Source organism: Aquibium oceanicum (assembly GCF_001889605.1).
In the GTDB taxonomy this organism is placed as follows: Bacteria; Pseudomonadota; Alphaproteobacteria; order Rhizobiales; family Rhizobiaceae; genus Aquibium; species Aquibium oceanicum.
On sequence record NZ_CP018171.1, the window covers coordinates 3,522,821 to 3,548,047 of the forward strand.

General features: G+C 66.6%; 22 protein-coding genes. 12 read left to right on the forward strand and 10 right to left on the reverse strand.

Features of this window, described 5'->3' with window-relative positions; genetic code table 11:
* Positions 1-7 precede the first annotated feature (7 nt).
* The 3 genes from BSQ44_RS17270 (at position 8) to BSQ44_RS17280 (ending at position 2,072) form a co-directional block, all read left to right on the forward strand.
* Positions 8-241, forward strand: coding sequence for a BolA/IbaG family iron-sulfur metabolism protein (locus BSQ44_RS17270; RefSeq protein WP_072606389.1), 234 nt, complete (start codon positions 8-10; stop codon positions 239-241).
* A gap of 140 nt (positions 242-381) precedes the next feature.
* Complete coding sequence (gene grxD / locus BSQ44_RS17275; protein WP_072606390.1) at positions 382-717, forward strand: Grx4 family monothiol glutaredoxin; 336 nt, start codon at positions 382-384, stop codon at positions 715-717.
* A gap of 107 nt (positions 718-824) precedes the next feature.
* Entirely contained in the window at positions 825-2,072 is a 1,248-nt protein-coding gene (locus BSQ44_RS17280) for a multidrug effflux MFS transporter (RefSeq protein ID WP_114579989.1), read from the forward strand.
* On the opposite strand, the gene ttcA is transcribed toward BSQ44_RS17280, so the two are convergent.
* The 3 genes from ttcA to BSQ44_RS17295 form a co-directional block, all read right to left on the reverse strand.
* Positions 2,069-2,929 carry a tRNA 2-thiocytidine(32) synthetase TtcA gene (ttcA, locus tag BSQ44_RS17285; protein WP_072606391.1) on the reverse strand — a complete coding sequence of 287 codons (861 nt, stop codon included), beginning with the start codon at positions 2,927-2,929 and terminating at the stop codon, positions 2,069-2,071. The two genes, BSQ44_RS17280 and ttcA, sit on opposite strands and share 4 nt — an antisense overlap.
* 103 nt (positions 2,930-3,032) lie before the next feature.
* Positions 3,033-3,650, reverse strand: a complete 618-nt coding sequence (gene rpsD / locus BSQ44_RS17290; protein WP_072606392.1) for a 30S ribosomal protein S4 — start codon at positions 3,648-3,650, stop codon at positions 3,033-3,035.
* 195 nt (positions 3,651-3,845) lie between these two features.
* A complete protein-coding gene (locus BSQ44_RS17295; protein ID WP_072606393.1) occupies positions 3,846-4,751 on the reverse strand; it encodes an SH3 domain-containing protein in 906 nt (301 codons plus the stop codon).
* A 380-nt stretch (positions 4,752-5,131) separates the two neighbouring features.
* Between BSQ44_RS17295 and BSQ44_RS17300 the strand changes: the two genes are divergently transcribed.
* Positions 5,132-5,833: an SPOR domain-containing protein gene (locus BSQ44_RS17300; RefSeq protein ID WP_072606394.1), complete on the forward strand. Its 702-nt coding sequence runs from the start codon at positions 5,132-5,134 to the stop codon at positions 5,831-5,833.
* Between the two features lie 10 nt (positions 5,834-5,843).
* Here BSQ44_RS17300 and murI read toward each other — a convergent pair whose 3' ends face one another.
* Together murI and BSQ44_RS17310 are read right to left on the reverse strand one after the other, a co-directional pair.
* Positions 5,844-6,674 (reverse strand): glutamate racemase, encoded by an 831-nt coding sequence (gene murI, locus BSQ44_RS17305; RefSeq protein ID WP_072606395.1) that lies wholly within the window; start codon positions 6,672-6,674, stop codon positions 5,844-5,846.
* Positions 6,667-7,512 (reverse strand): RNA methyltransferase, encoded by an 846-nt coding sequence (locus BSQ44_RS17310; protein ID WP_072608125.1) that lies wholly within the window; start codon positions 7,510-7,512, stop codon positions 6,667-6,669. The genes murI and BSQ44_RS17310 overlap by 8 nt, the downstream gene beginning before the upstream one ends.
* 94 nt (positions 7,513-7,606) lie before the next feature.
* Between BSQ44_RS17310 and BSQ44_RS17315 the strand changes: the two genes are divergently transcribed.
* Entirely contained in the window at positions 7,607-7,984 is a 378-nt protein-coding gene (locus BSQ44_RS17315) for a TfoX/Sxy family protein (RefSeq protein ID WP_072606396.1), read from the forward strand.
* On the opposite strand, the gene BSQ44_RS17320 is transcribed toward BSQ44_RS17315, so the two are convergent.
* Positions 7,981-8,880 (reverse strand): alpha/beta fold hydrolase, encoded by a 900-nt coding sequence (locus BSQ44_RS17320; RefSeq protein WP_157894623.1) that lies wholly within the window; start codon positions 8,878-8,880, stop codon positions 7,981-7,983. The two genes, BSQ44_RS17315 and BSQ44_RS17320, sit on opposite strands and share 4 nt — an antisense overlap.
* 125 nt (positions 8,881-9,005) lie before the next feature.
* Between BSQ44_RS17320 and BSQ44_RS17325 the strand changes: the two genes are divergently transcribed.
* From BSQ44_RS17325 to BSQ44_RS17345, 5 genes are all read left to right on the forward strand, one after another.
* Positions 9,006-12,833 carry a CHAT domain-containing protein gene (locus tag BSQ44_RS17325; RefSeq protein WP_157894624.1) on the forward strand — a complete coding sequence of 1,276 codons (3,828 nt, stop codon included), beginning with the start codon at positions 9,006-9,008 and terminating at the stop codon, positions 12,831-12,833.
* Positions 12,834-12,980: 147 nt separating this feature from the next.
* Entirely contained in the window at positions 12,981-14,192 is a 1,212-nt protein-coding gene (locus BSQ44_RS17330; RefSeq protein ID WP_072606398.1) for an NADP-dependent isocitrate dehydrogenase, read from the forward strand.
* A 4-nt stretch (positions 14,193-14,196) separates the two neighbouring features.
* Positions 14,197-14,841: a glutathione S-transferase family protein gene (locus tag BSQ44_RS17335; protein WP_072606399.1), complete on the forward strand. Its 645-nt coding sequence runs from the start codon at positions 14,197-14,199 to the stop codon at positions 14,839-14,841.
* Positions 14,842-15,036: 195 nt separating this feature from the next.
* Positions 15,037-15,753: an aquaporin Z gene (aqpZ, locus tag BSQ44_RS17340; protein WP_072606400.1), complete on the forward strand. Its 717-nt coding sequence runs from the start codon at positions 15,037-15,039 to the stop codon at positions 15,751-15,753.
* Positions 15,754-15,956: 203 nt separating this feature from the next.
* Complete coding sequence (locus BSQ44_RS17345) at positions 15,957-16,538, forward strand: tyrosine phosphatase family protein (protein ID WP_072606401.1); 582 nt, start codon at positions 15,957-15,959, stop codon at positions 16,536-16,538.
* A gap of 21 nt (positions 16,539-16,559) precedes the next feature.
* On the opposite strand, the gene alaS is transcribed toward BSQ44_RS17345, so the two are convergent.
* Positions 16,560-19,220 (reverse strand): alanine--tRNA ligase, encoded by a 2,661-nt coding sequence (gene alaS / locus BSQ44_RS17350; RefSeq protein ID WP_072606402.1) that lies wholly within the window; start codon positions 19,218-19,220, stop codon positions 16,560-16,562.
* 188 nt (positions 19,221-19,408) lie between these two features.
* The gene (gene recA, locus BSQ44_RS17355) at positions 19,409-20,494 is read right to left on the reverse strand and encodes a recombinase RecA (protein WP_072606403.1); all 1,086 of its coding nucleotides are present in this window, start codon (positions 20,492-20,494) and stop codon (positions 19,409-19,411) included.
* Between the two features lie 273 nt (positions 20,495-20,767).
* Here recA and BSQ44_RS17360 point away from each other — a divergent pair, with 273 nt between their 5' ends.
* Positions 20,768-21,715, forward strand: a complete 948-nt coding sequence (locus BSQ44_RS17360; RefSeq protein ID WP_072606404.1) for a carbohydrate kinase family protein — start codon at positions 20,768-20,770, stop codon at positions 21,713-21,715.
* 7 nt (positions 21,716-21,722) lie between these two features.
* Positions 21,723-22,643: a pseudouridine-5'-phosphate glycosidase gene (locus BSQ44_RS17365; protein ID WP_072606405.1), complete on the forward strand. Its 921-nt coding sequence runs from the start codon at positions 21,723-21,725 to the stop codon at positions 22,641-22,643.
* Positions 22,644-22,679: 36 nt separating this feature from the next.
* Here the strand turns inward: BSQ44_RS17365 and BSQ44_RS17370 are convergent, their stop codons facing one another.
* Entirely contained in the window at positions 22,680-23,762 is a 1,083-nt protein-coding gene (locus BSQ44_RS17370; protein WP_072606406.1) for a Gfo/Idh/MocA family protein, read from the reverse strand.
* 10 nt (positions 23,763-23,772) lie between these two features.
* The gene (locus BSQ44_RS17375) at positions 23,773-25,185 is read right to left on the reverse strand and encodes an L-fucose/L-arabinose isomerase family protein (RefSeq protein ID WP_072606407.1); all 1,413 of its coding nucleotides are present in this window, start codon (positions 25,183-25,185) and stop codon (positions 23,773-23,775) included.
* Between the last annotated feature and the right edge of the window lie 42 nt (positions 25,186-25,227).

Sequence of the window (25,227 nt, forward strand, 5' to 3'; positions counted from 1 at the left end):
TTTCGCCATGCCCATGAATGCGCACGACATCGAACGGATGATCAAGGACGCGATACCGGACGCGAAGGTGACGATTCGCGACCTCGCCGGCGACGGCGACCACTATGCGGCGGAGGTCGTGGCCGAGAGTTTTCGCGGCAAGTCGCGCGTGAAGCAGCACCAGATGGTATACGACGCGCTGAAGGGCAACATGGGCGGCGTGCTGCATGCACTGGCGCTGCAGACCAGCGCGCCGGACTGAGCGCGCCAGGACAATCGCCCAAGCCGCGGAATGGCGGCAAGCGGGCCACGGAACTCGACAATCGGGCGGCTGTATTCTATCTATGGGGTCAATCCCCCTTCCAATCTCCGGCCTTGAACCGGACGAACGAGGAACAAGCAATGAGCGCGATCAACCAGTTCATCGACAACGAAGTGAAGAGCAACGACGTCGTCCTTTTCATGAAGGGCACCCCGGGCTTCCCGCAGTGCGGCTTCTCCGGTCAGGTCGTGCAGATCCTCGATTACGTCGGCGTCGACTACAAGGGCGTGAACATCCTGACCTCGGACGAACTGCGCCAGGGCATCAAGGAATATTCCAACTGGCCGACCATCCCGCAGCTATACGTGAAGGGCGAGTTCGTCGGCGGATGCGACATCATCCGCGAGATGTTCCAGGCCGGCGAGTTGCAGAGCTTCCTCGACGAGAAGGGCATCAGCGTCAAGGGCGCCGCCTGACCTCCATCAAGGCATAGCTGCCGGACCACGTCCGGTATCGTTTGAACGAAAATGCGCCGCAAGCCGGCGCGTTTTCTTTTTCGTCTTCACTTTTTCGGTGGTTGGCCATGGACCAGAAGGTTCCCGCTCCAGCAAAGGCTGCGTCCTTGCTGACGATCCCGCGCTGGGAGTTCATCGCGCTCGCCGCCGCCATGATGGCGCTGAACGCGCTCGCCATCGACGTGATGCTGATCGCTCTCCAGCAGATCGGGGCCAGCCTGATGGTCGACGACGAGAACGCCAGGCAATACGTCGTCACGGCCTATGTGGTCGGCTTCGGGATGATGCAGCTCTTCTTCGGTCCGATCTCGGACCGCTTCGGCCGCCGCGGACCATTGCTTGCCGGCCTTTCCGTCTACGTCGTGGCCGCCTTCGCCTGTGCTTTCGCGCCGAGCTTCACGGTGCTCCTGCTGCTGCGCTTCGTCCAGGGTCTCGGGGCGGCGGCGACCCGCGTCATCGCGGTGTCGATCGTGCGCGACGTCTATGGCGGACGCGCCATGGCCGAGGTCATGTCGCTCGTCTTCATGGTGTTCATGATCATCCCGATCGTCGCGCCGGGCATCGGACAGGTCATCATGCTGTTTTCGGAATGGCACATGATCTTCGTCTTCATCGGCGTGGTTTCGGGCGCCTTCACGCTGTGGACGTGGCTGCGGCTGCCGGAGACGCTGCGCGAGGAAAACCGGCGCCCGTTCACTTTGGCGAGCGTGGCCCAGAGTTTCCGCATGGTCGTCACCAACCGGGTGGCGATCTGCTACACGGTCGCCATGACGGCGGTGTTCGGCGCGCTGTTCGGCTTCATCAATTCCGCGCAGCAGGTCTACATCGGCATCTACGACACGGGCGAACTGTTCCCGGTCTACTTCGCCGCCGTGGCCGGCATGATGGCGGTGTCGTCGTTCCTCAATTCGCGCCTCGTCGGCCGGATCGGCATGCGGCGCCTCGCGCACGGCGCGCTGATCGGCTTCGTCGCGGTCAACACGATCGCCTTCGTCCTGTCCCTGCTCGGCCCGGTTCCGTTCTGGCTGTTCCTGGCGCTGTTCTCGATCGCGATGATGCAGTTCAGCTGGATCGGGTCCAACTTCAACGCGCTCGCAATGGAACCGCTCGGCCATGTCGCAGGAACGGCCTCCTCGGTGCAGGGCTTCCTCCAGACGGTCGGCGGAGGCGTCATCGGAGCGGCGATCGGGCAGGCCTTCGACGGAACGGTCGTGCCGCTGGCGGGAGGATACTTCTTCGCTTCGCTGGTCGCGCTCGTCATGACCCTGGTGGCGGAAAAGGGCAGGCTCTTCGAGCCGCACAACCCGCCGCTCTAGGGATTTTCATCAGGGCGGCTGGACAGCGCGGCGAAATCGAAGAGCTTGCGGTCGAGCAGGTGGCTCGGCCGCACGTTCGCCAGCGCGCGGATCATGGTATCGCGGCGGCCCGGCATGCGGGCCTCGATGTCGTCAAGCATCGCCTTCATGGCATTGCGCTGCAGACCTTCCTGGCTGCCGCAGAGATCGCAGGGGATGATCGGGAAGCGCATGGCGTCGGCGAAGCGCGCGAGATCCTTCTCGCCGCAATAGGCGAGCGGCCGCAGCACCATCACGTCGCCGTCGTCGTTCACGAGCTTCGGCGGCATGGCCGCCATGCGTCCTCCATGGAAGAGGTTCATGAAGAACGTCTCCAGGATGTCGTCGCGATGGTGCCCGAGCACCAGGGCCGAGCACCCCTCCTCCCGGGCGATCCGGTAGAGGTGCCCACGCCGCAGCCGCGAGCAGAGCGAGCAATAGGTACTGCCCTGCGGCAGCTTGTCGGTTACTATCGAAAAGGTGTCGCGGTACTCGATCCGGTGCGGAACGCCGACCGAGGCGAGATAGTCCGGCAGCACGTGCTTGGGAAAGTTGGGCTGGCCCTGATCGAGATTGCAGGCCAGCAACTCGACCGGCAGCATGCCGCGCCACTTCAGGTCGAGCAGCAGTGCGAGAAGTCCGTAGGAATCCTTGCCGCCCGACAGCGCCACGAGCCAGCGCTGGCCAGGCGTGGCCATGGCGAAATCGTCCATCGCCTGCCGCGCGTTGCGCAGCAGCCGCTTTCGCAGCTTGTTGAACTCGACCGATTTCGGCGCCGCTTGGAAGAGCGGATGCGATCCGGCATCTTCCGTTTCCGCCGGTGCGACGATCATGTTCATGGCCTGTCTCCCGGAACTGTTCCGACGGGACTACCCGAGGCCCCGCGCAAAGAAAAGGCCGCCTGGGCGGCGGCCTGATCCAAACCGGCGATCGATGCCGAAATCAGCGCGAGTAGTACTCGACGACGAGGTTCGGTTCCATCTGGACCGCGTAGGGCACGTCGCCCAGCGCCGGCACGCGTCCGTACTTGGCCGTCATCTTGGTGTGATCCACCTCGATGTAGTCCGGCACGTCGCGCTCGGCGAGCTGGACGGCTTCGAGCACGATCACGAGCTGCTTCGACTTCTCGCGCACCTCGATCACGTCGCCCGGCTTGCAGCGGTAGGACGGGATGTTGGTGCGGCGGCCGTTGACGTTGATGTGGCCGTGATTGATGAACTGGCGCGCCGACCAGATCGTCGGGACGAACTTCGCGCGGTAGACGACGGCGTCGAGACGCGACTCGAGCAGGCCGATCAGGTTCTCCGACGTGTCGCCACGGCGGCGGTTGGCCTCCTCGTAGGTCTTGCGGAACTGCTTCTCGGAGATGTCGCCGTAGTGGCCCTTCAGCTTCTGCTTGGCGCGGAGCTGCAGACCGAAGTCGGACAGCTTGCCCTTGCGCCGCTGGCCATGCTGGCCGGGACCGTATTCGCGCTTGTTGACCGGAGACTTCGGGCGTCCCCAGATGTTTTCGCCGAGACGGCGGTCGATCTTGTATTTTGCAGACTGGCGTTTGCTCATCGCATTCCCTTTCAAGCGATAGCGCCCGGACCGAAAGGATCCGGGCAAAGGAAACGCGCCCTCCTCTGGCTCCCGTTTTCGGAGCCTGACAGGATCCGTTCGCACGCTGCGACAGACCCGCGGGACACGTCAAAGTAATACACCGGCCCTCGCGGACCGGTGCGGTAGGCTCACTAGGCCATCACGGTTGCGAAGTCAACGACCGCGATTGGGGTTCGTCATCGGGTTCGGCGCGGCAGGCTCCGGCTTCTTCGTCTCTTCCACGGTCGAGACCACGGAGACCGTCTTCACCGGCGCGTCGGCCTTCTTCTTGACCGAACGGCTCGCGGAGGCGCGCGCCTTGCTCTTGCCGCCGACGAAGCTCTTGTAGATGTATCCGGTGCGGCCGTCATAGACCACCTTGCACCAGGAATCGCAGCCGAGGAGTTCGACACCGGCTCCGCCCGGAATGACGAGGATCACGCGGTTCTCGTCCCCGGGACCCGAGCGCATGTTAACGGCGGTGTTAACGCGGGACTGCCTGGCATCGGGAGCCGGATCGGCCGGCGCCTTGACCTTGGTGGCGGCGGGATCGATCGACCCGGTCTTTTCGTCGCCGGTGGCGTCCTGCTCGGGCAATTTGCCGGCATCCGCTGACGCATAGGCGAGCAGGTCCGGAGAAGACGCTTCGTCCCGCTTCGTCGCCCTGTCGCCTTTAACGAGGGATTTCATCGCGGCGAGCGCGGCCGCGCCGGATGGCGCCGACGACTTCGCCCAGCGCGGATCGTTCGCAGGCGGGATCGCGACCGCAACCTTCTGTGGTGGGGTCGCGTCGGCTGCCGACTTTTCGGCCTCATCCTTCGCGTCGGCTTCCGCAGCGACGTTGGGCGCGGTTACCGCAGCAATTTCGCCGTCAGTTTCCTCTTGTGCGCTTTCAGCGCCCGGCTCGCCTGCGTTGGCAGCCGTCAGCGAGACCGCGGATTCATCGGCAAGCGGCGTTCCGGGCATCATGTAGGCGAATGTCGCGGCCAGGGCCGCCGTGGTGCCGACCAGGGCCGATATGACCGGCAGGGCGAAACCCCGGCCCCGGCTGGGTCTATGCTGCGGAAGGAATATCGCCACCGGCTTTTCCTGAGCCGGCCTGAAAACCCGTCGCGAATTGGTGTCGTCGTATTTAGCCGTCACACGCCCTTCTCCACGCAGAACCGATGTCATTCCCGACAATGGGTACAGCGCCCCCGCACCGTCATTGTTCATCGTCCCGGCCCCTCGGCCGGCGGTCCCATGGATGTTGCGGTCCGGAACCCGTGCACTGACGCTTCTGGGGGCGGAATGTGGCAATCATTTGTTAGCAATCGGGAATTGGAGGTCTGGCAGGCGGTATTCCGCTGCATTTCCCGTGGAAATCCCTGCCCTTGCCGATCGAACGTGAACCGCTTCACAGCCTCGCGCCCGCCGATGCGGGATGATTCGCGCATCCACCCTGGATACGGGAGATCGCGATGAATCCCTGGACACGGGCCTGCATCGGCGCGCTGGGCGGGTTTGCGGCGTGGCTGTCGAAGCTCCTGGCCCTCGATGCAGCGACATTGAACCAGTTCGTCGAGCAGCAATTGTGGCTCCAGGCCGCCGACCTCAAGGTCAGCGTCTTCATCATCCTGCCGGTGCTCGTCTTCCTCGGCGCCGTGATCGCCTGGCTCACTGAAGAGAGCCTCCGGATCAAGCTGTTCGCCATCGGCGTGTCCGCTCCGGCGATCATCGCGCCCTGGACGGCCAAATCCACCATGAACGACATCGCTCTGCTGGAATCGATCGCGCTGGTCCAACCCGCCTACGCCCAGACGAAGGACGCGCGCCAGCAGGGTGTCGTCGACGGACTGAAGGTGCTCCTGGGCATCACCGAAATCCCCGATCCCAAAGAGGAACGCTACTGGGTCATCGTCGGCGCGTTCTCGGATCTCGACCAGGCCTATCTGCTGGCCAACGAGATCAACCACGCACACCCGGAACTCGATGCCTTCGTCGGCAGCCGCATGCCGGGCAATCCCCTCTTTCCGGTCATCGTGGGCGGCAAGGACGGCTACATGACGCTCGCGAACGCCCAGAAGCTCCAGCAACACGTGAACGATCTCGGGCTAAGCAAGGGCGGCGCCTATCTTTCCGCCTATGCGGAGCGGGTGCCCGAGGACGGCAATCCGAGATGATCCGCTGATTTCAAACCCGTGCGGATTCCGGCAGGCGGGCGGCGAGGCCGAACCCCTGCATGAGGCGCCGCGTCGCGAAATCCGGCGAGCGCGAGGTGAAGACGGCGATGTCGGCATGGGGCGCCGGCTCCCGGCCGGGCCTGTCCTCCGAGTACGCTGGGTCTCGCGGCAGGAGCGACAGCGCGCGTCGTGCGATCGCCTCGGCGGGATCCAGCCAGTCTACCGGCCAGGGCGCGGTCTTGCGCATCCGGTTCACCAGGAACGGATAATGCGTGCAGGCCAGCACCACGATATCGGTGCGTGCGCCGTCGTGCTCGACGAAGCACGGCTCGATCTCCGCTCTCACCGCCGCCTCGTCGACGAAGCCCTCGCGCATGTAGGTCTCGGCGAGGGACGCCAGCCTCTCGCTGCCGACGAGACGCACGTGGCATTTGGAGGCCCATTCGTGGATCAGGTCGCGCGTGTACTGTCGCCGGACGGTGCCCGGCGTGGCGAGTACGGACACCAGTCCGCTGCGGGTCCGCTCGGCGGCCGGCTTTATCGCCGGCACCGTCCCGACGAAGGGGGTGGCCGGATAGGCCGCGCGCAGGTCGGACAGGACCAGTGTCGAGGCCGTGTTGCAGGCGATCACCGCGATCTCGGGATCGTGCTCCTCGACCAGCCTGCCGAACAGATCGACGATCCTCGCCCTTAGCGCGTCTTCCTCCCAGGCGCCGTAGGGAAACCCGGCATCGTCGGCGACGTAGACGAAGCGGCGGTCCGGCATGAGGACGCGCGCCTCGCGCAGCACCGTGAGGCCGCCGACGCCCGAATCGAAGACGAGGACGGGCCGCTCACGCATCGCCGCTCCCGCCCCGCCCCGACGCGGCGCCATCGTCGAACGCCTTGCGCTCGGGATAACCCGCCCCGCGCGGCTCCTTGGGCGAGAAATAGTCGAGCGACGATAGCACCCCGCGCAGGACCTTGATCTCGGCCTCGGCGAACCCGGGGCGCGTCAGCACCGAACGCAGGTTGTCGAGCATCTTGGGCTTCTTTTCCGGCGGCCGGAAATAGCCGCGCACGTCGAGCGCGCGTTCCAGATGCGACAGGAAGGAATGCAGATGCTTGCGCGAGGCGGGTCTCAGGTCCGGCCCCTCGAAGGCGGTCTGCGTCTCCGTCTCCAACCCCGATTTCATCCACTCGTAGGACATCAGGAGCACCGCCTGGGCGATGTTGAGCGACGAGAAGGCGGGATTGACCGGGAAGGTGACGATCTCGTCGGCGAGCGACACCTCCTCGTTCGACAGGCCGAATTTCTCGCGGCCGAACAGGATGCCCGTCCTCAGCCCCGCCTCGACGCGGCGCCTGAGCACCCTGCCCGCTTCGACCGGGCCCTTCACCGGCTTGAAATTATCGCGCGGCCTTGCGGTGGTGGCGAAGACGAAATTGAGGTCGGCCACGGCCTGCTCCACCGTCTCGAAGACCGCGACGGCGTCGATGACATGGTCGGCGCGGCTGGCGGCCGCCCTCGCCTTCTCGTTCGGCCATCCGTCACGCGGATGCACGAGCCGAAGCTCGGCAAGGCCGAAATTCGCCATGGCGCGCGCCACCATGCCGATGTTTTCCCCGAGCTGCGGCTCCACGAGGATGATGACGGGACCCTGGAGGTGGTCCGGCTTGCCGCTTGATAATTCGTTCATGTGCATTCGCTGACGAGCAGAGGTGCCGTTTGCGGCAATTCCGCGTCACTGCCATACTCCGAGGCGAAATTGAAGCTTCAGCGGGTTTTGACGAATGACGGACGAACTTTCCGAGCGCATCCGTTCGGTGCTGGCTGACGATCCCAATGTCGGCGAGATCCGCATGTTCGGCGGGCTGTGCTTCACCCTAAACGGAAACATGCTGGTCGGCAGGATGAAGTCCGGGGACCTCCTTGCACGGGTCGGCGTGGAACGGGAGCCCGACGCGCTTGCGATGGACGGCGCGTCGCGGATGGACTTCACCGGGCGCGGAATGCCGGGGTTCGTCGTCGTCTCGGCGGATGCCCTGCAGGACGACGAGGTGCTGCGCAGCTGGATCGCGATGGCGACGGCCTATGTCGGACCGATCCCACCCAAGGTAAAGCCGGCACCCAGCGCGAAGAAGAAAGCCGCCAAGGCGAAGACCGCCTAGCCCGGTGCGACGAACGCCCTGATGGCGGCGGCGACCTCATCGGGCTTCTCGTGCAGGATCCAGTGGCCTGCGCCAGGCACGTGCCGGATCGTCAGCTCGGGCGCGAAGGCGTCCAGCCCGTCGAGGCAGGCGGTGGTCAGCGCCTCGTCCGCGCCGCCCCACACGACCAAATGCGGCATGCGCACGGTGACCCTTTCCGGATCGACGGAAAGCAGCGGCACATCGCCCGCTTCTTCGCCCGGTTTGGGCACCACGACCGGTGAGGAATTGTACCAGTGGAGCATGGCTTCCATGGCGCCGGGCTGCGCCCAGGCGTCCCGATATTCCGCAGCGGCCTTGGGGGTGAGCCAGTCCGTCCTCGAAAAGCCGGCGATCATCTTCATGGTCCGCGCGAAGCCGTCCTTCGCCATGTGCGCGGCGGCGTCCGGCGCGCGCAGGACATGGAAATACTGGCTCGCCCGGCGCTGCGCCTCGTCCTCGACGATCGCGCGCTGGAAGCAGACGGGATGCGCGCCGTTCGCGATGACCAGATGGGTCAGCCTGTCCGGATGGGCGAAGGCATAGGCATAGGCGATCGAGGCGCCCCAGTCGTGGCCAGCGAGAATGAATGGCTTCCCGGGCGACAGGTGCTCGGCCAGCCCGTGCAGATCCTGCACCATGTTGCGGGCGCGATAGGCCTCGACGCCGAGCGGCTTTGTCGACAGGTTGAAGCCGCGCTGATCCGGCAGGACGACGCGGAAGTCTCCCGCGAGCCTTTCCGCCACCGCGTGCCAGGCGGCCCAGTATTCGGGAAAACCATGCAGACAGACGACCAGCGGCGCGTCCTCCGGTCCCAGCGAGGCGCAATGCAGGCTGATCTCGTCGAGATCCACGCGAAAGAACTGGATGTCGGCCAATGTCGATCCTCCCGGCCGGAACTTCCGCCAGCCGGTGGTCGAATGCAAGCGGCTCCAAAGTTTTGCCGGATTGATCTAACCTGATAAGGGTCCGCGCGGGTTGGCATGGGCGAAGGGGGAGCACCTTGAAAAGGAGAATGGTCGCGCTGGCGCTGTCCGCGTTTCTCGCAGGCTTGCCGCAGACTTCACCGGCGAAGGATCAGCCGAATCAGAGGGCGACGGGTGCGGCCTTCGATGATGCCTACAGCCTGTACCGGCGCGGGAGGGCATTGCGGGAGGAAGGAAGCCGGGATCGTTCCGAGGAGGCGCTTCGCATCTTCCGCCGCGCGCTTGACCGCTATGTCGAGGAAGCCGGAGCGAACGGACCGCTCCTCGGCCACTATTGGGGCGAAGTCGCCTTCACCGCCGAGACCCTGGGGCGATCGGAGGAAGCGCGGGAAGCCCGGCGCAAGCAGGTCGCGGCGCTGGAGCGGCATGAACCGACCAGTCTCGCTCTGGCCGATGCTCTCACGCGCCTCAGCTGGCTCGAGTCCGAAGCGGGAAACCACGAGGCGATGCTCGCGGCCGCGACGCATTCGCGCGCCGTCTACGAAAAGCTGCCGGAACAGACCGGTTTCGTTCGCCTGCGCGAGGCGGGCAGCCATCTCGACGAAGGCGCGGCGCTGGTGCGTCTCGGACGTCCCGCGGAAGGCATGGCCGCGTACCGGACCGCCCTCGAGCGGTATCGCGAACTCGACACCGAGGCCGGCGAGGAGGTGCGCCAGGGAGCGGCCGAAAACCGCGTCACGACGCTCTCCAACATGATCGGGCTCGCCCCCGACCTGGAACTCGGCGCCGAGAGCCTCACCTGGCGACAGGAACGCGTCGACGTCCTGCGCCGGATCGCACCGGGGTCGGAGCGGCTGGCCGACATGCTCGCCGATCTCGCGACGCAACTGCGCGACAAGGAAAGATACGAGGATCAGCTTCGGGCGCTCGACGAGGCGATCGCGGTGCGCTCGGGTCTCGCGGCGAACGAGGCGAAGATGACCTCGCTGCATTGGGAGCGCGGCATCGGGCTCTACTATCTCGGCCGCAAGAGCGAAGCGGTCGACGCCTACGAGAAGGCGATCGCCGGCCTTGAGCGCGCCGCCGAGCCGAACCACGCCGACATTGCCGCCCTATACGGCAACGTCGCCGGGATTGCGCTCGAAGGCGAGGACGTGCGGGCGGAAGCGGCCGCGCTGGCAAAGCAGGTCGAGAACCTGCGCGCCGCCGCTCCCGGCGGCGAGAAACTGGCCGACGTCCTCGACCGCCTGGCGTTCATCGCGGCGAACGACCAGCGTTTCGACGAGGGTGCCGCGCTCCGCCGCGAAGAGGTGGCGATCCGGCGCAACCTCCAGCCCGATTCACTGGCGCTCGCGATCGCACTCGACAACCTCGTCTTCAACCTCCAGGGGCTCGGCGAGCACGAGGTGAGCCTGAAGCTGCTCGACGAGGCGATCGACCTCGGTCTGCGCCACGACCCGGAGACCCGGCAGAGCGCCATCGCGAGCGCCATCCGCCGCGGCATTTCGCTCAACGCGCTCGGCCGCTACGACGAGGCGATTGCCGCCTTCGAGGAAAGCCTCTCCTGGCTGGAAACCACCGAGCAGTCGGACCCGCAGAACCTCGTGGTCGCGCTCGACAACTTCGCCAATCTCGCCCAGTCGCTGGGGCGCTTTGCGCAGGCGGAGCGGATCGCCGGGCGTCAGGTGTCGCTGCTGCGCGAGTCGCAGCCCGATTCGGCCTTCCTCGCCTCCAGCCTCCTGAGGCTGGCGGAGGCCCGGATCAGGCTTTCCCGCTACGAGGCGGCGCTCGACCCGATCCGCGAGGCACGCGCCATGCGGATACGGCTGGAAGGCGACATGAGCGCGGGTGTCGGCGAGACCTGGAACATGGAAGGCCAGGTCTACGAGGGTGCCAAGCAGTACGAGCGCTCGCTCGCGGCCTATGACGAGGCGCTGTCGCGCGTGCGCGCCAGCGTCGGCGAGGAGACGATCGACTTCGCCTCGGCACTCAACAACGCCGCTTGGGCGCGTCGCTTCACCGGAGACCTGGAACGCTCGGAGCGGGAGTTCCAGCAGTCGACGGCCATCATCGAACGCCTACTTGGGCCGCTCCATCGCTTCACCGCGATCGGCTACACCAATCTGGGCATTCTCGCCCAGCTTCGGGGGCGCAACGAGGATGCCGTGAAGCTCAGCATGCAGGCCCTGTCCGGCATGATGCGCGACCGCCGCGCCACGCTGGACGAGCAGCGCTGGGCTTTCGAGACGTTGTCCAACGCCTTCAAGGAGATGGGCGACACCCGCCGCGCCATCCTCTTCGCCAAGCAGGCGGTGAACGCCCAGCAGGAACTGCGCGCCAACAACAAGGAACTCTCCAAGGAGGAGATCCAGGACTTCAAGACGGAATGGCGCCGGCTCTACGAGAACCTCGCCTCGCTGCTCATCTCGGAAGGCCGGCTGAGCGAGGCGCAGGCGGTGCTGGCGATGGAGAAGGAGGAGGAGTTCGTCGACTTCATCCGCCGCGACGCGACCGAGGACCTGTCCGACAGCCGCGCCATGCTCACGGATGGCGAGGAGACCGTTCAGGATTCCGTCGAGACGCTGCTGTCGCGCCCGATCGCCGCCGCCACGGAAGTCGCCGCGCTGATGGAACGCAAGAACGCCGGCCGGCTGAGCGGCGAAGACGAGGAACGCCTGGAGCAGCTCGAAGAGGTGCTCGACACCGCTTATTCCGACTTCATGGACGACGTCGACGCCTTCCTCGAAAACTCGGCGGAGGAAACCTCCGACATCCAGCGCGAGGTCGACGCGATCAACCTGTCCTTTACGGCCGACATGCAGGACGAACTGCGCGTGTTCGAGGGCCGCGCGGCGATGCTGCAGGTGGCGAGCCTCGGCGACACCACCCACCTCTTCCTCACCGTGCCGGAAGCCGCCATCCACCGCGAGGTGGCCATTCCGCGCGCCGAGCTTTCCAAGCTGATCTTCGAGGCACTGACGGCGATCGAGGAGCGTTCGCCGGAGGCGCAGGCTCGGCTCAAGGCGCTCTACGACGTGCTGGTGGCACCCATCCGCGCTGAAATCGACGAGACGGGCGCCGGAACGCTGATGCTCAACCTGCAGGGTTTCCTGCGCTACGTGCCCTTCGCCGCGCTCTACGACGGCGAGCACTACCTGATCGAGGACTACGCGCTTTCGCTCTTCACGCCGGCCGCCAGGACCGAGTTCGAAGCGGCAGACCGCGAGCCCGAAAAGAGCGCCGGCTTCGGCGTGACGGCCGCGCATGCGGGCTTTTCGGCGCTGCCGGGCGTCGCGCAGGAGATGCAAGCGATCTTCGACACCGGCACGCTGGCCGGCTCGGCGAGCCTGGACGACGCCTTTACGCGCGACAGCTTCAGCACCGCGCTGAAGGAGCGGCCCGCGATCGTCCACATCGCCAGCCACTTCAAGCTGGTGCCCGGCCGGGAGACCGATTCCTTCCTGCTTCTCGGCGACGGCTCGCCGCTGAACCTCGCCGAAATACGCAAGGGCCGAAATTTCCGCTTCGGCGGCGTCGACCTTCTGACGCTCTCCGCCTGCCAGACCGCGCGCGGCGGCGATTCGGACGGCGGCGAGGTGGAGAGCTTCGGCGCGCTCGCGCAACGCAACGGCGCCTCGGCCGTGATGGCGACGCTCTGGCCGGTCGCCGACGAGGCGACGGCCAGGCTGATGCAGGACTTTTACCGCGGCTTCGTGCGCGATGGACTGGACAAGGCGGCCGCCCTTCGCGCCGCCCAGATCGCCATGCTGCGCGGCGAGGCGGCCGTCTCGGCATCGGGCGAGCGCGGGGCCAAGTCGCTCACTGTCTCGGCCGCCGCTCCTGCCGCCGACCACCGCCATCCCTATTTCTGGTCGCCCTTCATCCTGATGGGAAACTGGCTCTAGAAAAGCCGGCATCGGCGGGCACGAAGGGCGACTTTCGGCGGCGTTGAGCGCGTTTGCGCCCCCTGTTGCGCTTTGCTATAGGGTCGCGCATTCGTTCAATCGCGGGGCATTCCAACGGTCCCGCCTCCCCGAAAGCGAGGCTACTCCATGTCGAAAATCAAGGTGGACAATCCCGTCGTCGAACTCGACGGCGACGAGATGACCCGCATCATCTGGCAGTTCATCAAGGACAAGCTGATCCACCCCTATCTAGACATCGACCTCAAGTATTACGACCTCGGCATGGAGCACCGCGACGCCACCGACGACCAGGTGACGATCGACGCGGCCAACGCCATCGCGCAATACGGTGTCGGCGTGAAATGCGCCACGATCACGCCCGACGAAGCCCGCGTCGAGGAGTTCGGCCTGAAGAAGATGTGGCGCTCGCCCAACGGCACGATCCGCAACATCCTGGGCGGCACCATCTTCCGCGAGCCGATCATCATGAAGAACGTGCCGCGCCTCGTGCCCGGCTGGACCAAGCCGATCGTGGTCGGCCGCCACGCCTTCGGCGACCAGTACCGCGCCACCGACTTCCGCTTCCCCGGCAAGGGCAAGCTGACCATCAAGTTCGTCGGCGAGGACGGCCAGACGATCGAGCACGAGGTCTTCGATGCGCCGGGCTCGGGCGTCGCCATGGCGATGTACAATCTCGATGATTCGATCCGCGATTTCGCCCGCGCCTCGCTGAACTACGGCCTGCTGCGCGGCTGGCCGGTCTACCTGTCGACCAAGAACACCATCCTCAAGGCCTATGACGGGCGCTTCAAGGACATCTTCCAGGAGATCTACGAGAAGGAATTCGCGGCCGATTTCAAGGCTAAGAAGATCACCTACGAGCACCGCCTGATCGACGACATGGTTGCGGCGAGCCTGAAATGGTCGGGCGGCTACATCTGGGCCTGCAAAAACTACGACGGCGACGTGCAGTCCGATACGGTCGCGCAGGGCTTCGGCTCGCTCGGCCTGATGACCTCGGTCCTGATGACGCCGGACGGCAAGACGGTGGAAGCCGAAGCCGCGCACGGCACGGTGACGCGCCACTATCGCCAGCACCAGAAGGGCGAGGAGACCTCGACCAACCCGATCGCCTCGATCTTCGCATGGACGCGCGGCCTTGCCCATCGCGCCAAGCTCGACGACAACGCCGCCCTCGGGACCTTCGCGGACACGCTGGAGAAGGTGTGCATCCAGACCGTGGAATCGGGCTTCATGACCAAGGACCTGGCACTGCTGATCGGCCCCGACCAGCCCTGGCTGTCGACCACCGGCTTCCTCGACAAGATCGACGAGAACCTCCAGAAGGCGATGGCCTGAGGCCATGGCGGCGGAGAGGCCACGCCTCTTCGGCGCCGCCTACAGCGTCTACGTGCGCATCGCGCGGCTGGCGCTGATCGAAAAGGGTGTCGACCACGAGCTCGTGCCGGTCGACATCTTTTCGCCGGAAGGCATTCCCGACTGGTACCGGGAGCGTCATCCCTTCGGGAAGATCCCCGCCTTCGAGCACGGATCGCTGCGCCTATTCGAGACCGCGGCGATCGCGCGCTACGTCGACGAGGCGTTTCCTGGCCCGGCGTTGCAGCCGGCGGACGTCGCCGAACGCGCGGTGATGAACCAGATTGTCGGCCTCCTCGACGCCTACGCCTACCGCACGCTGGTGTGGGACATCTATGTGGAAGCCGTGTCGAAGCCGCGCGAAGGCGGCGCCACGGACGCGGCGAAAGTGGCGGCCGCCCTGCCCCGCGCCCGTACCTGCCTCGAGACGCTGGAACGTCTCAAGCGGCCGGGGCCATGGCTCCTCGGCGAGCAACTCACGCTGGCGGACCTGCACGCGGCACCCATGTTCGCCTATTTCGTTCAGGCGAGCGAAGGCCGTGACATGCTCGCGGAGTTCCCCGGGCTGGGCGGTTGGTGGGAAGGCATCCGGGTGCGCGACAGCTTTATGAAGACGAACGAAGGAGATTGAGCGACGCCCGCCCGGTCTACCTCTATACCGCCCCGATACTTTAATATTCAGTGATATATAGAATAATGTCGCTCCGTTGTTGATGGATAACCATCAATCGCAATAGTCACCCCTCCCGCACCGCCAATATTTCTGCTTCACACCGTGATTCGGAACGGATAAATGTTTCGTGGGGATTCTTGCGGGGAAGCAAACATGCAGAAGAAACTTGCGGCCGAGTTCCTCGGCACGTTCTGGCTCGTATTCGGGGGATGCGGGAGCGCGGTGCTTGCCGCGGCATTTCCGGAGGTGGGAATCGGTCTCGTCGGGGTGTCGCTCGCCTTCGGTCTCACCGTCCTGACCATGGCCTATGCGGTCGGCGGCATATCCGGCGGACATTTCAACCCTGCCGTATCGGTCGGCATGGTCGTCGCGGGGCGGATGCCGACCGCGGATCTCGCAGGCTACGTCATCACGCAGGTGGTGGCCGCTGCCGCGGCGGGCCTTCTGCTCTATGTGATCGCCTCGGGCAAGGCGGACTTCGCGGCCGGCGGCTTCGCTTCCAACGGATATGGAGTGCTGTCGCCCGGCGGCTATTCGCTCCTTGCCGCCCTGCTTATGGAAGTGGTGATGACGGCCTTCTTCCTGTTCGTCATTCTGGCGGTCACCTCGCCCGGCGCGCCGGCGGGTTTTGCGCCGATCTCGATCGGGCTGACGCTCGCGCTGATCCACCTCGTGTCGATTCCGGTGACCAACACCTCCGTCAACCCGGCGCGCTCGACGGGCGTGGCCCTGTTCGCGGAGACCGCCGCCCTGGGGCAGCTCTGGCTGTTCTGGGTCGCGCCGATCGCCGGCGCCGCACTCGGTGCGCTGGTCTGGAAGGGGCTTCTTGCGAGCCGCGCGGACCCGGCCGGCATCGTGCCTGCCGAATAGAAAAACGGTTCGCGCCCGGCGGCCGGCCTTCCAGGCCGCGCCCCCGTTCGGCTCGGTCAGAGCAGGCTGGGGGCGCAAGGGGCGCCGCGACGAGCCCGTCGCGGCGTTGTCGTGCGTGCGCCGCGTCGTTGAAATCGCCACGGTTCCGTTCTATCGCCGTGGCGACACGCGACCAGCCCGAAACCCGCGAGCAAGGCCCGGCGATGAAAGATCTCTCGATTTCCCTCCTCACCATATGCGGCCTCGATGAAATCGAGCAGCACGGCTCGCGCGGCGTCACCCACGTGCTGTCGATCCTCGATCCGGACTGGCCCGAACCGGAGGGCTTTCGCGCCTACGACCGCCATCATCGCACGACGCTTCATTTCCACGACATCATCCAGCCCGCACCGGGCCGCATCCTGCCGCAGCCGGCCCATGTGGAGGCGGTGCTGGAGTTCGGCGACAAGCTCGCGGGCGAAGCCTCAGCGGACGAGGGACACCTGCTGGTCCACTGCCACATGGGCGTGTCGCGTTCGACGGCGGCGATGGCGACGCTGCTCGCCCAGCTTCATGCGGACGCGGACGAGGACGCGATCTTCTCGCATCTGCGCGATATCCGCCCGCAGATCTGGCCGAACTCGCTGATGATCGGCTATGCGGACGACCTGCTGGGCCGCGGCGGCCGCATGACCGCCGCGCTGCGCCGCCTTTATGCACAGCAGCTCGAACGGCGGCCGGAATACGCGCGCTACATGTCCGAGATCGGCCGCGCGCGCGAGGTGGATATGGCCGGCGCCGCCTGAGGCCGCGCAGGCACCCGCCGCTCAGGCGTCGAGTGTCGCCTTCACCGCGTCGATGGCGGCCTGCGCCTTCGAGCCGTCGGGTCCTCCGGCCTGCGCCATGTCGGGACGTCCGCCGCCGCCCTTGCCGCCGAGCGCTTCGGACGCGACCCGCACGAGGTCGACGGCGCTGAACCGCTCCGTGAGATCGTCGGTGACGCCGACAACGGCGCTCGCCCGGCCGTCCTCCGACTGGCCGATGAACACCACGATGCCCGAACCCACCGATTTCTTGCCGTCGTCGGCGAGCGGCTTCAGGTCCTTCGGCGAGACGCCGGAGACCACGCGGCCGAGGAAGTTCACGCCCGCCACGGTTTCGGCCGCGCCGGCGGCCTCGGGGGAACCGCCGCCGAGCGCCAGCTTCTTCTTCGCGTCCGCGAGTTCGCGCTCCATCTTGCGGCGCTCCTCGACCAGCGTCTCGACGCGGGCCAGCGCGTCGGACGTCGAAACCTTCAGCGCCGCCGCGATCGCCTTGAGGCGCCGCTCCTGTTCGTCGAGATGGCGCCGCGCGGCTTCGCCCGTCAGCGCCTCGATGCGGCGCACGCCGGCCGCGACCGGGCTCTCCGCCACGACCCGGACAAGCCCGATCTCGCCGGTGGCGCCGACATGCGTGCCGCCGCACAGCTCGATCGAATAGGTCTTGCCGGCCTTTTCGCCTTGCGTAGCCGTGCCCATAGAGACCACGCGCACCTCGTCGCCGTACTTCTCGCCGAACAGCGCCATCGCGCCTTCCGCGATCGCGTCGTCGACCGCCATCAGCCGCGTGGTGACGGGGCTGTTCTGGAACACGATCTCGTTGGCGACGGCCTCGACCCGGTCGAGGTCCTCGGGCGCGATCGCCTTGGTGTGCGAGAAGTCAAAGCGGAGCCGGTCGGGCGCCACGAGCGATCCCTTCTGGGCGATGTGGGTGCCGAGCGTCTCGCGCAGCGCCTCGTGCAGAAGGTGGGTCGCCGAATGGTTCATGCGCAGCCGGGTGCGGCGCGCGTGGTCGACCTTCATCTCGACCGGCGAACCAGCCTTGACCTCACCCTTCTCGACCGTGCCCGAATGGACGAAGAGACCGTCGGCCTTCTTCTGGGTGTCGGTGATGCGCACCCGGAAGCCCTCGCCCGAGAACGTGCCGGTGTCGCCCATCTGGCCACCGGACTCGCCGTAAAAGGGCGTCTGGTTGACCACGATGCCGATCTCGTCGCCCTCGCCGGCGCTCTCCACCACTGCGCCGTCCTTCACCAGCGCAGCGATGACGCCTTCAGCGCTCTCGGTGTCGTAGCCGAGGAACTCCGTCGGTCCCGCCTTGTCCTTGACGCCGAACCAGACGGTCTCGGCCGCCGCCTCGCCGGAGCCGGCCCAGCTCGCGCGCGCTTCCGCCTTCTGGCGGTCCATGGCGGCGTTGAAGCCTTCCACGTCGACCGAGATGCCGCGCTGGCGCAGCGCGTCCTGCGTCAGGTCGAGCGGGAACCCGTATGTGTCGTAGAGCTTGAACGCCGTCTCGCCGTCGAGCCGGGCACCCTCGCCCATGTTTTCGGTCGCGTCGGTCAGGAGGCCTAGGCCGCGCGTCAGGGTGGTACGAAAGCGCTTCTCCTCGAGCTGCAGGGTCTCGGTAATCAGCGCCTGGCCGCGCACCAGCTCAGGGTAGGCCTGCCCCATCTCGCGCACGAGCGCGGGCACCAGCCGCCACATCAGCGGCTCGGTCGCGCCGAGCAGCTGCGCGTGGCGCATGGCACGCCGCATGATGCGGCGAAGCACGTAGCCGCGCCCCTCGTTGGACGGCAGGACGCCGTCCGCGATGAGGAAGCTCGAGGCGCGCAGATGGTCAGCGATCACCCGGTGGCTCGCCCGGGTCTTGCCTTCGGCGGGAACGCCGGTCGCCTCGACGGAGGCCCGGATCAGCGCCTTGAACAGGTCGATGTCGTAATTGTCGTGCTCGCCCTGGAGAACCGCCGCAATGCGCTCCAGCCCCATGCCGGTGTCGATGGACGGCCGCGGCAGGCCGACGCGCTCCTCCTTCGTCACCTGCTCGTACTGCATGAAGACGAGGTTCCAGATCTCGATAAAGCGGTCGCCGTCCTCGTCGGGGCTTCCGGGAGGCCCGCCGGGGATGCCCTCGCCGTGATCGTAGAAGATTTCCGAGCACGGACCGCACGGACCCGTATCGCCCATGGCCCAGAAATTGTCCGAAGTCGGGATGCGGATGATGCGGTCGTCGCCCAGACCCGCGATCCTTTTCCACAGCGAAGCTGCTTCGTCGTCGGTATGGTAGACGGTGACCAGGAGCCGCTTCGCGTCGAGCCCGAACTCCCTGGTGATCAGGTTCCAGGCGAGTTCGATCGCGCGATCCTTGAAATAGTCACCGAACGAGAAGTTGCCGAGCATCTCGAAGAAGGTGTGGTGGCGCGCGGTGTAGCCGACATTGTCGAGGTCGTTGTGCTTGCCGCCGGCGCGCACGCATTTCTGCGAGGTCACCGCGCGCGAATAGGGCCGCTGCTCGACGCCTGTGAAGACGTTCTTGAACTGCACCATCCCGGCATTGGTGAACATCAGGGTCGGATCGTTGCGCGGGACGAGCGGGCTCGAGGCGACGACCTCGTGACCGTTCTTCCTGAAATAGTCGAGAAATGCCGACCGTATCGCGTTGACGCCGCTCATTCGAAATGCCTTCCAGAGACGCCCGGAGACGTCCGGGCAAACCGAACGGCTTCTTATCCACTGGCCGGGTCAGTGTCCAGAAAACACCGGCGCAGGTCGACGTTCCGCGCCGATCCCGTCAGTGGATGCGAAAACCGCCGGAGCGAGGCCGGCGGCAATCGACATGACAATCCGATCGGCTCGGGAGCCTACATCTCGGCTGCCTCGCCGCCATCCTCTTCCTCGGGGCCATGGTCGAGGAATTTTTCCGCGATCAGCCCGGCGTTCTGGCGCAGCGCCATCTCGATCTCGCGCGCCGCCTCGGGATTGTCGCGCAGGAACTGCTTGGCGTTCTCGCGGCCCTGGCCGAGACGCTGGGAATTGTAGGAGAACCAGGCGCCAGACTTTTCAACGATGCCCGACTTCACGCCGAGATCGACGAGCTCGCCGGTCTTGGAAACGCCCTCCCCGTACATGATGTCGAACTCGACCTGCTTGAAGGGCGGCGCGAGCTTGTTCTTCACCACCTTGACGCGGGTCTGGTTGCCGGTGACCTCGTCGCGCTCCTTGACCGAGCCGATGCGGCGGATGTCGAGGCGCACGGAGGCGTAGAACTTGAGCGCGTTGCCGCCCGTGGTGGTCTCGGGCGAGCCGAACATGACGCCGATCTTCATGCGGATCTGGTTGATGAAGACGACCATGGTGTTCGAACGCGAAATCGACGCTGTCAGCTTGCGCAGCGCCTGGCTCATCAGCCGCGCCTGCAGGCCGGGCAGCGAATCGCCCATCTCGCCCTCGATCTCGGCGCGGGGCGTCAGCGCCGCGACCGAATCGACCACCAGCACGTCAATGGCGCCGGAGCGGACCAGGGTGTCGCAGATCTCTAGCGCCTGCTCGCCGGTGTCCGGCTGCGAGATCAGGAGGTTTTCCAGATCGACGCCAAGCTTGCGGGCGTAGACCGGATCGAGAGCATGCTCGGCATCCACGAAGGCGCAGATGCCGCCCTTCTTCTGCGCCTCGGCGACCGTGTGCAGCGCCAGCGTCGTCTTGCCCGAGCTTTCGGGACCGTAGATCTCGATGATGCGCCCCCTGGGCAGGCCACCCACGCCGAGCGCGATGTCCAGGCCGAGCGAGCCGGTCGAGATCGTCTCGATCTCGACGACTTGCTCGTTGCGGCCGAGCCGCATGATCGAGCCCTTGCCGAACGCGCGCTCGATCTGGGACAACGCCGCGTCCAGAGCCTTGGATTTGTCCACCGAATTGTCCTCAACCAGCCGCAATGAGTTCTGAGCCATGATACATTACCCCTTGATCGTCAATGAAGTCCGGGCGCTTCGCTGGACGGATTTATTTGTACATGTTTTGTTCCGTTTCCGCAAGTCCCGGTCATCCTAGTGAAATCAACATGATACGCGACAAGTTCGTCGAATGTTCTCATCCCTCTGCCTCGGGATGGTCTCGCTCCGCTCGCACATCGGCCGGGCGGACATGCGGCCGGCGATTCGCCGCGGCGGCGGATGGAGTGCCAGCCCTGCGGGGTATCCCGGGACCTTCGGAGGCGAGCTCGCATGACGCCGGGTGACATCCACCTGCTGGGGATCGGCGGCGCGCATGTCGACCGGCGCGGCCAGGTGTCCGGCACCTTCGTGCCCGGCGCCTCCAATCCCGGCACCATGCGCGAGGAGGTCGGCGGCGGCGTCTTCAACGCGCTGCGCAACGTCGTGCGCCGCGGGGCGCGGGCCTCGCTGCTTTCGGTGCGCGGCGGCGACGGCGCGGGCGAAGCCGTTGCGCGGGCGATCGCCGAGGCCGGGATCGAAGATCTCTCGTCGGTCTTCCTCGACCGCTCGACGCCGAGCTACACCGCGCTTCTGGATCGCGAAGGCGAACTTTTGGCGGGGCTCGCCGACATGGCGCTCTACGAGATGGCGTTTCCGCGGCAGCTGACGCGCAGCAAGGCGCGGGACGCGATCGGCCGGGCCGGAGCAATCCTGTGCGACGCCAACCTTCCCGAACCGGCGCTGGCAAAGCTCGCGGATGCGGCCGCGGACAAGCCGCTCTTCGCCATCGCCATTTCACCGGCCAAGGTGGTGCGGCTGCGGCCGGTGTTGCCGGCGCTGACCTGCCTGTTTCTCAACCGGCGCGAGGCCGCATCGCTGACCGACGGGCGGGCGGACGCGCGCGCCGAGACGATGGTGGCCGAACTGCGCAAAGCCGGGCTCGAACGCGCCGTCGTCACCGCCGGCGCCGGCGCGATCGTCGCGTTCGAGGGCGAGCGCATCCATGCGATCGATCCGCCCGAACCCGAGCGGATCGTCGACGTGACCGGCGCAGGCGACGCGCTGGCCGGAACGGCGATCCTGGCCATGCTGTCGGGCGTCCCCTTCCCCGAGGCAGTGCGCCACGGGCTCGCGGCAGCGAAGCTTTGCATCGAATCCGCTCAGTCCGTGCCGGACCATTCCGAACCCGCCTTTTCCGACGCGCTCGCCCTTGTTCCCGAGATGCAGGCGATGGCATGAGACGCGCATGACACCGGAATCGGCACGGCCCCACCTGGACATCTTCGAACCCGTCGCGGCAGCATTGCGCGACCGGAAGCCCGTCGTGGCGCTGGAAAGCACCATCATCACCCACGGCATGCCCTATCCGCAGAATGCCGCCATGGCCGCGCGCGTGGAGGAGATCGTGCGCGAGGAAGGCGCGGTGCCGGCGACGATCGCGGTCATCGAGGGCCGTCTGAAGATCGGCCTGTCCGACGGAGAACGCGAGGCGCTGGCGAAGGAAGCCGGCGCGCTGAAGCTGTCGCGGGCCGATCTCGCCTATGCAATCGCGGAGCGGCGCACCGGCGGCACGACCGTCGCCGCCACGATGATCGCGGCGGCGCTCTCCGGCATCGAGGTGTTCGCCACCGGCGGCATCGGTGGCGTCCACAAGGGGGCGGAGACCACCTTCGACGTTTCGGCCGATCTCGACGAACTCGCCCGCACGCCCGTCATCGTCGTCTCAGCCGGCGCCAAGGCGATTCTCGACATCGAAAAGACGCTGGAAGTACTGGAAACGAAAGGCGTTCCGGTCGTCGGCTACGGCACGGACGTAATGCCGGCGTTCTGGTCCAGCCGGTCCCGGTTCCGCGCGCCGCTGCGCCTCGACACCCCGCAGGCCATCGCCCGCTTCCAGTCGGCGCGGCGGGATCTTGGGATCGGCGGCGGCATGCTGATCGCCAACCCGGTGCCGGCAGAGGCCGAAATCCCGGAAGCGGAGATGGCGGGCTTCATCGCCGCCGCGCAGGCGGATGCGGCGGCGAAGGGCGTCTCGGGCAAGGAAGTTACGCCCTATCTTCTCGGCCGTATCCTTGAATTGACGGACGGCCGCAGCGTGGTCACCAACATCGCGCTGGTCGAGAACAACGCGCGGCTCGCCGCCCGCATCGCCACCGCCTTGGCCTGATTCGGTCCGGGCGGAAACCCGCCGCAGATCACTGGACTAAAGTTCCATCGCCTGGCCGGTGCGGGCGCTCTCCTCCGCCGCAGCGCCGATCATGACGGCCCTCAAACCGTCGTCGAGCGACACTTCCGGCTGTCCGCCATGACGCACGAGGTTCAGGAACTTCTGGTGCTGGAAGAAGGTCGAACCATGGTGGTCTCCCGCCGCCAGGATGCGCTCCTCGACATGGATCTCCTCGCGCACGGGCAGCTTGGTCGCCCGCGGCGAGATCACGATCTCGGAGGCGCGCTCGCGTTCCTCGGGGGAGAAGCGGGCAGGCCCCGGCACGAACGCCTCGATGCGCGCCTTGTCACCGGTGGCGGCGATCTGCTCCTGCCAGTACGAGCCCTCGGCAAACATGCACAGATCGAGCATGGCGCGCACGCCGTTGTCGAAGTCGACGATCACGAAGGCATTATCCAGCACGTCGGGGGTGCGGCCGTCGTATCGTTCGTCGAGGAAATTCACGTCCATCGCACCCGAGGCGTAGACACGCACGGCCTCGGCCTCAGCCAGAAGGCGCATCAGGTCGAAGAAGTGGCAGCATTTTTCCACCAGCGTGCCGCCGGTGCGGGCCGAAAAGCGGTTCCAGTCGTCGACCTTGTGCAGGAACGGAAAGCGATGCTCGCGGATCGAGATCATGCGCAGCCGACCGGCGGTCCCGGCCGCAAGTTCGTGGCGCAGGCGCTCGACCGGCGGCATGTAGCGGTATTCCATCGCGACCCATACGGGTGCTGCCCGCCGCTCCGCCAGCCGCAGCACCTCGCGGCAATCCTCCACGGTGGCGCAGAGCGGCTTTTCGACCAGGATCGGCTTGTTCGAGGGCAGCACGTCCCGCAGGATCGCGGCATGGGTGTCGTTGGGGCTGGCAATCACCAGCACGTCGCAGCAATCGGCGGCCAGGAGTTCGCGATGGCCGGGAAAGACGGCGCAGCGCTCGTGCCCCGGCCCGGCCGCGAGTTCCCGGCTCTGGGAAAAGGGATCGGCGATCGCAGTTATCTCCGCGCCGTCGAGCAGGCCGATGTTGCACATGTGCTCGCGCCCCATCATGCCCGAACCGATGATGCCGTAGCGGATCGTCATGGGCCTCACGTCAGAGATCGAGAACGGGGATTCCGAGGGACTTTGCTGCGGCTCCGAGAGCATCGCGGTGGTCTCCGTAGGCGAGCGCCAGATGGTGCTCGAGCGCCGCGCCCATGATGCGGTCGAGCAGATTTTCTGCGGGGGTGTCGAAGCGGACGACGCCCGACGTGCCAGTGAAGGCCATCGGCCGTTTCAGCATCTCGCCGCCACCGATGACAGCGACGGTGCGACCGCGCGCCTGGCTGATGCGGAAAAAGGTGACGCGGCCGGGCTTCAGCGGAAATTCGTAGAGCAGCGGCATCTTGCGGTTGGTGTGGATCGTCGCCTGCGGCGCCGCGTCCGGATCGGCCATGGAGACCGGCGCCTGGCCGCAATGCCATACGACGCCGGTATCGTCGCCGGCTTCGAGGTCCACGAGGTCGGTCAGGAAGGCCGGCGCGTCGGCGACCTTCTGGAGGAGCAGCGCGGACAGCGCGCCGTAGACGTCGGCCTCGCAGGCGCAGGGCACCCGCCCCTCGCCCATCATGGAGACGGGTCCGCAGACCGCCCCGCCGTACTCGGTGAAAGTCTCGGGCCAGCAGCGGATGGCGAAGGCGTCGTAGCTGCCCTCGCGCCGCAGCGCCTCGATCGCCGGCTTGAGACGCAGCGACCGTTCGAGCTGCTGCTGGTCGACCGTATCGAGCCCGGAGAGCGCCGCGGACGCGAAGGCCCGGGCATCCGCCAGTTGCGCCGCGTCCACCGATCCGGCACGGGAAAAGAGGTATCCGAGGTCGAGTTCGTCGACCCGCACGCCAGCGAGTTCGCCGATCCGGCCCGCATCGTACGCGCAGGTCGGGAACCCGTCCGGGTGGCGGCCGATCTGGGCGATCCGTGCACCGCGAATCGCGTCGGCAGCCGCGACGCCGCGCGGATCGTCGCCAGCGGCGGGATGTGGGTCTACGTCGCGCGCCATGCGCTCACCGGAAAGAAGCCCATGCAGGGCGGCTTCGATCCCGGCGTCGTCCGGCGCGGCGTGAAGGTAGCCGAAGTCGCGCCCGGCCAGCCCCAGCGCATGCGCGGCGAGATTGAGGCCGCAGAAGGCGTTGAGCCGCAGCCGACCGCCGAGACGCGGCTCGGGGATCGACCAGATGGCGAGCGGCTGCGCGAACTCCTGTGCGGCCTCTGCCACCATCGCGGCATCGGTAAAGGTCACCTGCAGCACGAGAAGGTCGGTGATTGCCTGTCCGCCCAGGTCCTTCATGGCGGCGCGCGTGGCCTCGGCGTCGAAGAGCAGGTGGCGGGGACCCGTCACCGCCAGGCCAGCCGCGTCGAGCGCCGCCAGCATCGCCGCGAGCTTCTCCTCGGCGAAGGCCACGTCGAAAGTGGCGCGCGCAAGCGGCAGGATGCCGATGCGGCGTTCGGCGGCGGTGGCTTTACCTGACATGCGAGGCCTCTATCTGGACACTGGCCAAGGTTCTGAAAAAGG

Bases quoted from the DNA above. Each gene is read 5' to 3' on its own strand.
- BSQ44_RS17360 (WP_072606404.1), top strand. From the start codon at position 20,768: ATGACGCCGGGTGACATCCACCTGCTGGGGATCGGCGGCGCGCATGTC.
- BSQ44_RS17365 (WP_072606405.1), top strand. From the start codon at position 21,723: ATGACACCGGAATCGGCACGGCCCCACCTGGACATCTTCGAACCCGTC.
- BSQ44_RS17335 (WP_072606399.1), top strand. From the start codon at position 14,197: ATGGCGGCGGAGAGGCCACGCCTCTTCGGCGCCGCCTACAGCGTCTAC.
- BSQ44_RS17280 (WP_114579989.1), top strand. From the start codon at position 825: ATGGACCAGAAGGTTCCCGCTCCAGCAAAGGCTGCGTCCTTGCTGACG.
- BSQ44_RS17300 (WP_072606394.1), top strand. From the start codon at position 5,132: ATGAATCCCTGGACACGGGCCTGCATCGGCGCGCTGGGCGGGTTTGCG.
- aqpZ (WP_072606400.1), top strand. From the start codon at position 15,037: ATGCAGAAGAAACTTGCGGCCGAGTTCCTCGGCACGTTCTGGCTCGTA.
- BSQ44_RS17345 (WP_072606401.1), top strand. From the start codon at position 15,957: ATGAAAGATCTCTCGATTTCCCTCCTCACCATATGCGGCCTCGATGAA.
- BSQ44_RS17310 (WP_072608125.1), bottom strand. From the start codon at position 7,512: ATGAACGAATTATCAAGCGGCAAGCCGGACCACCTCCAGGGTCCCGTC.
- alaS (WP_072606402.1), bottom strand. From the start codon at position 19,220: ATGAGCGGCGTCAACGCGATACGGTCGGCATTTCTCGACTATTTCAGG.
- BSQ44_RS17370 (WP_072606406.1), bottom strand. From the start codon at position 23,762: ATGACGATCCGCTACGGCATCATCGGTTCGGGCATGATGGGGCGCGAG.
- BSQ44_RS17375 (WP_072606407.1), bottom strand. From the start codon at position 25,185: ATGTCAGGTAAAGCCACCGCCGCCGAACGCCGCATCGGCATCCTGCCG.
- rpsD (WP_072606392.1), bottom strand. From the start codon at position 3,650: ATGAGCAAACGCCAGTCTGCAAAATACAAGATCGACCGCCGTCTCGGC.
- BSQ44_RS17270 (WP_072606389.1), top strand. From the start codon at position 8: ATGCCCATGAATGCGCACGACATCGAACGGATGATCAAGGACGCGATA.
- murI (WP_072606395.1), bottom strand. From the start codon at position 6,674: ATGCGTGAGCGGCCCGTCCTCGTCTTCGATTCGGGCGTCGGCGGCCTC.
- BSQ44_RS17315 (WP_072606396.1), top strand. From the start codon at position 7,607: ATGACGGACGAACTTTCCGAGCGCATCCGTTCGGTGCTGGCTGACGAT.
- recA (WP_072606403.1), bottom strand. From the start codon at position 20,494: ATGGCTCAGAACTCATTGCGGCTGGTTGAGGACAATTCGGTGGACAAA.
- ttcA (WP_072606391.1), bottom strand. From the start codon at position 2,929: ATGAACATGATCGTCGCACCGGCGGAAACGGAAGATGCCGGATCGCAT.
- BSQ44_RS17330 (WP_072606398.1), top strand. From the start codon at position 12,981: ATGTCGAAAATCAAGGTGGACAATCCCGTCGTCGAACTCGACGGCGAC.
- grxD (WP_072606390.1), top strand. From the start codon at position 382: ATGAGCGCGATCAACCAGTTCATCGACAACGAAGTGAAGAGCAACGAC.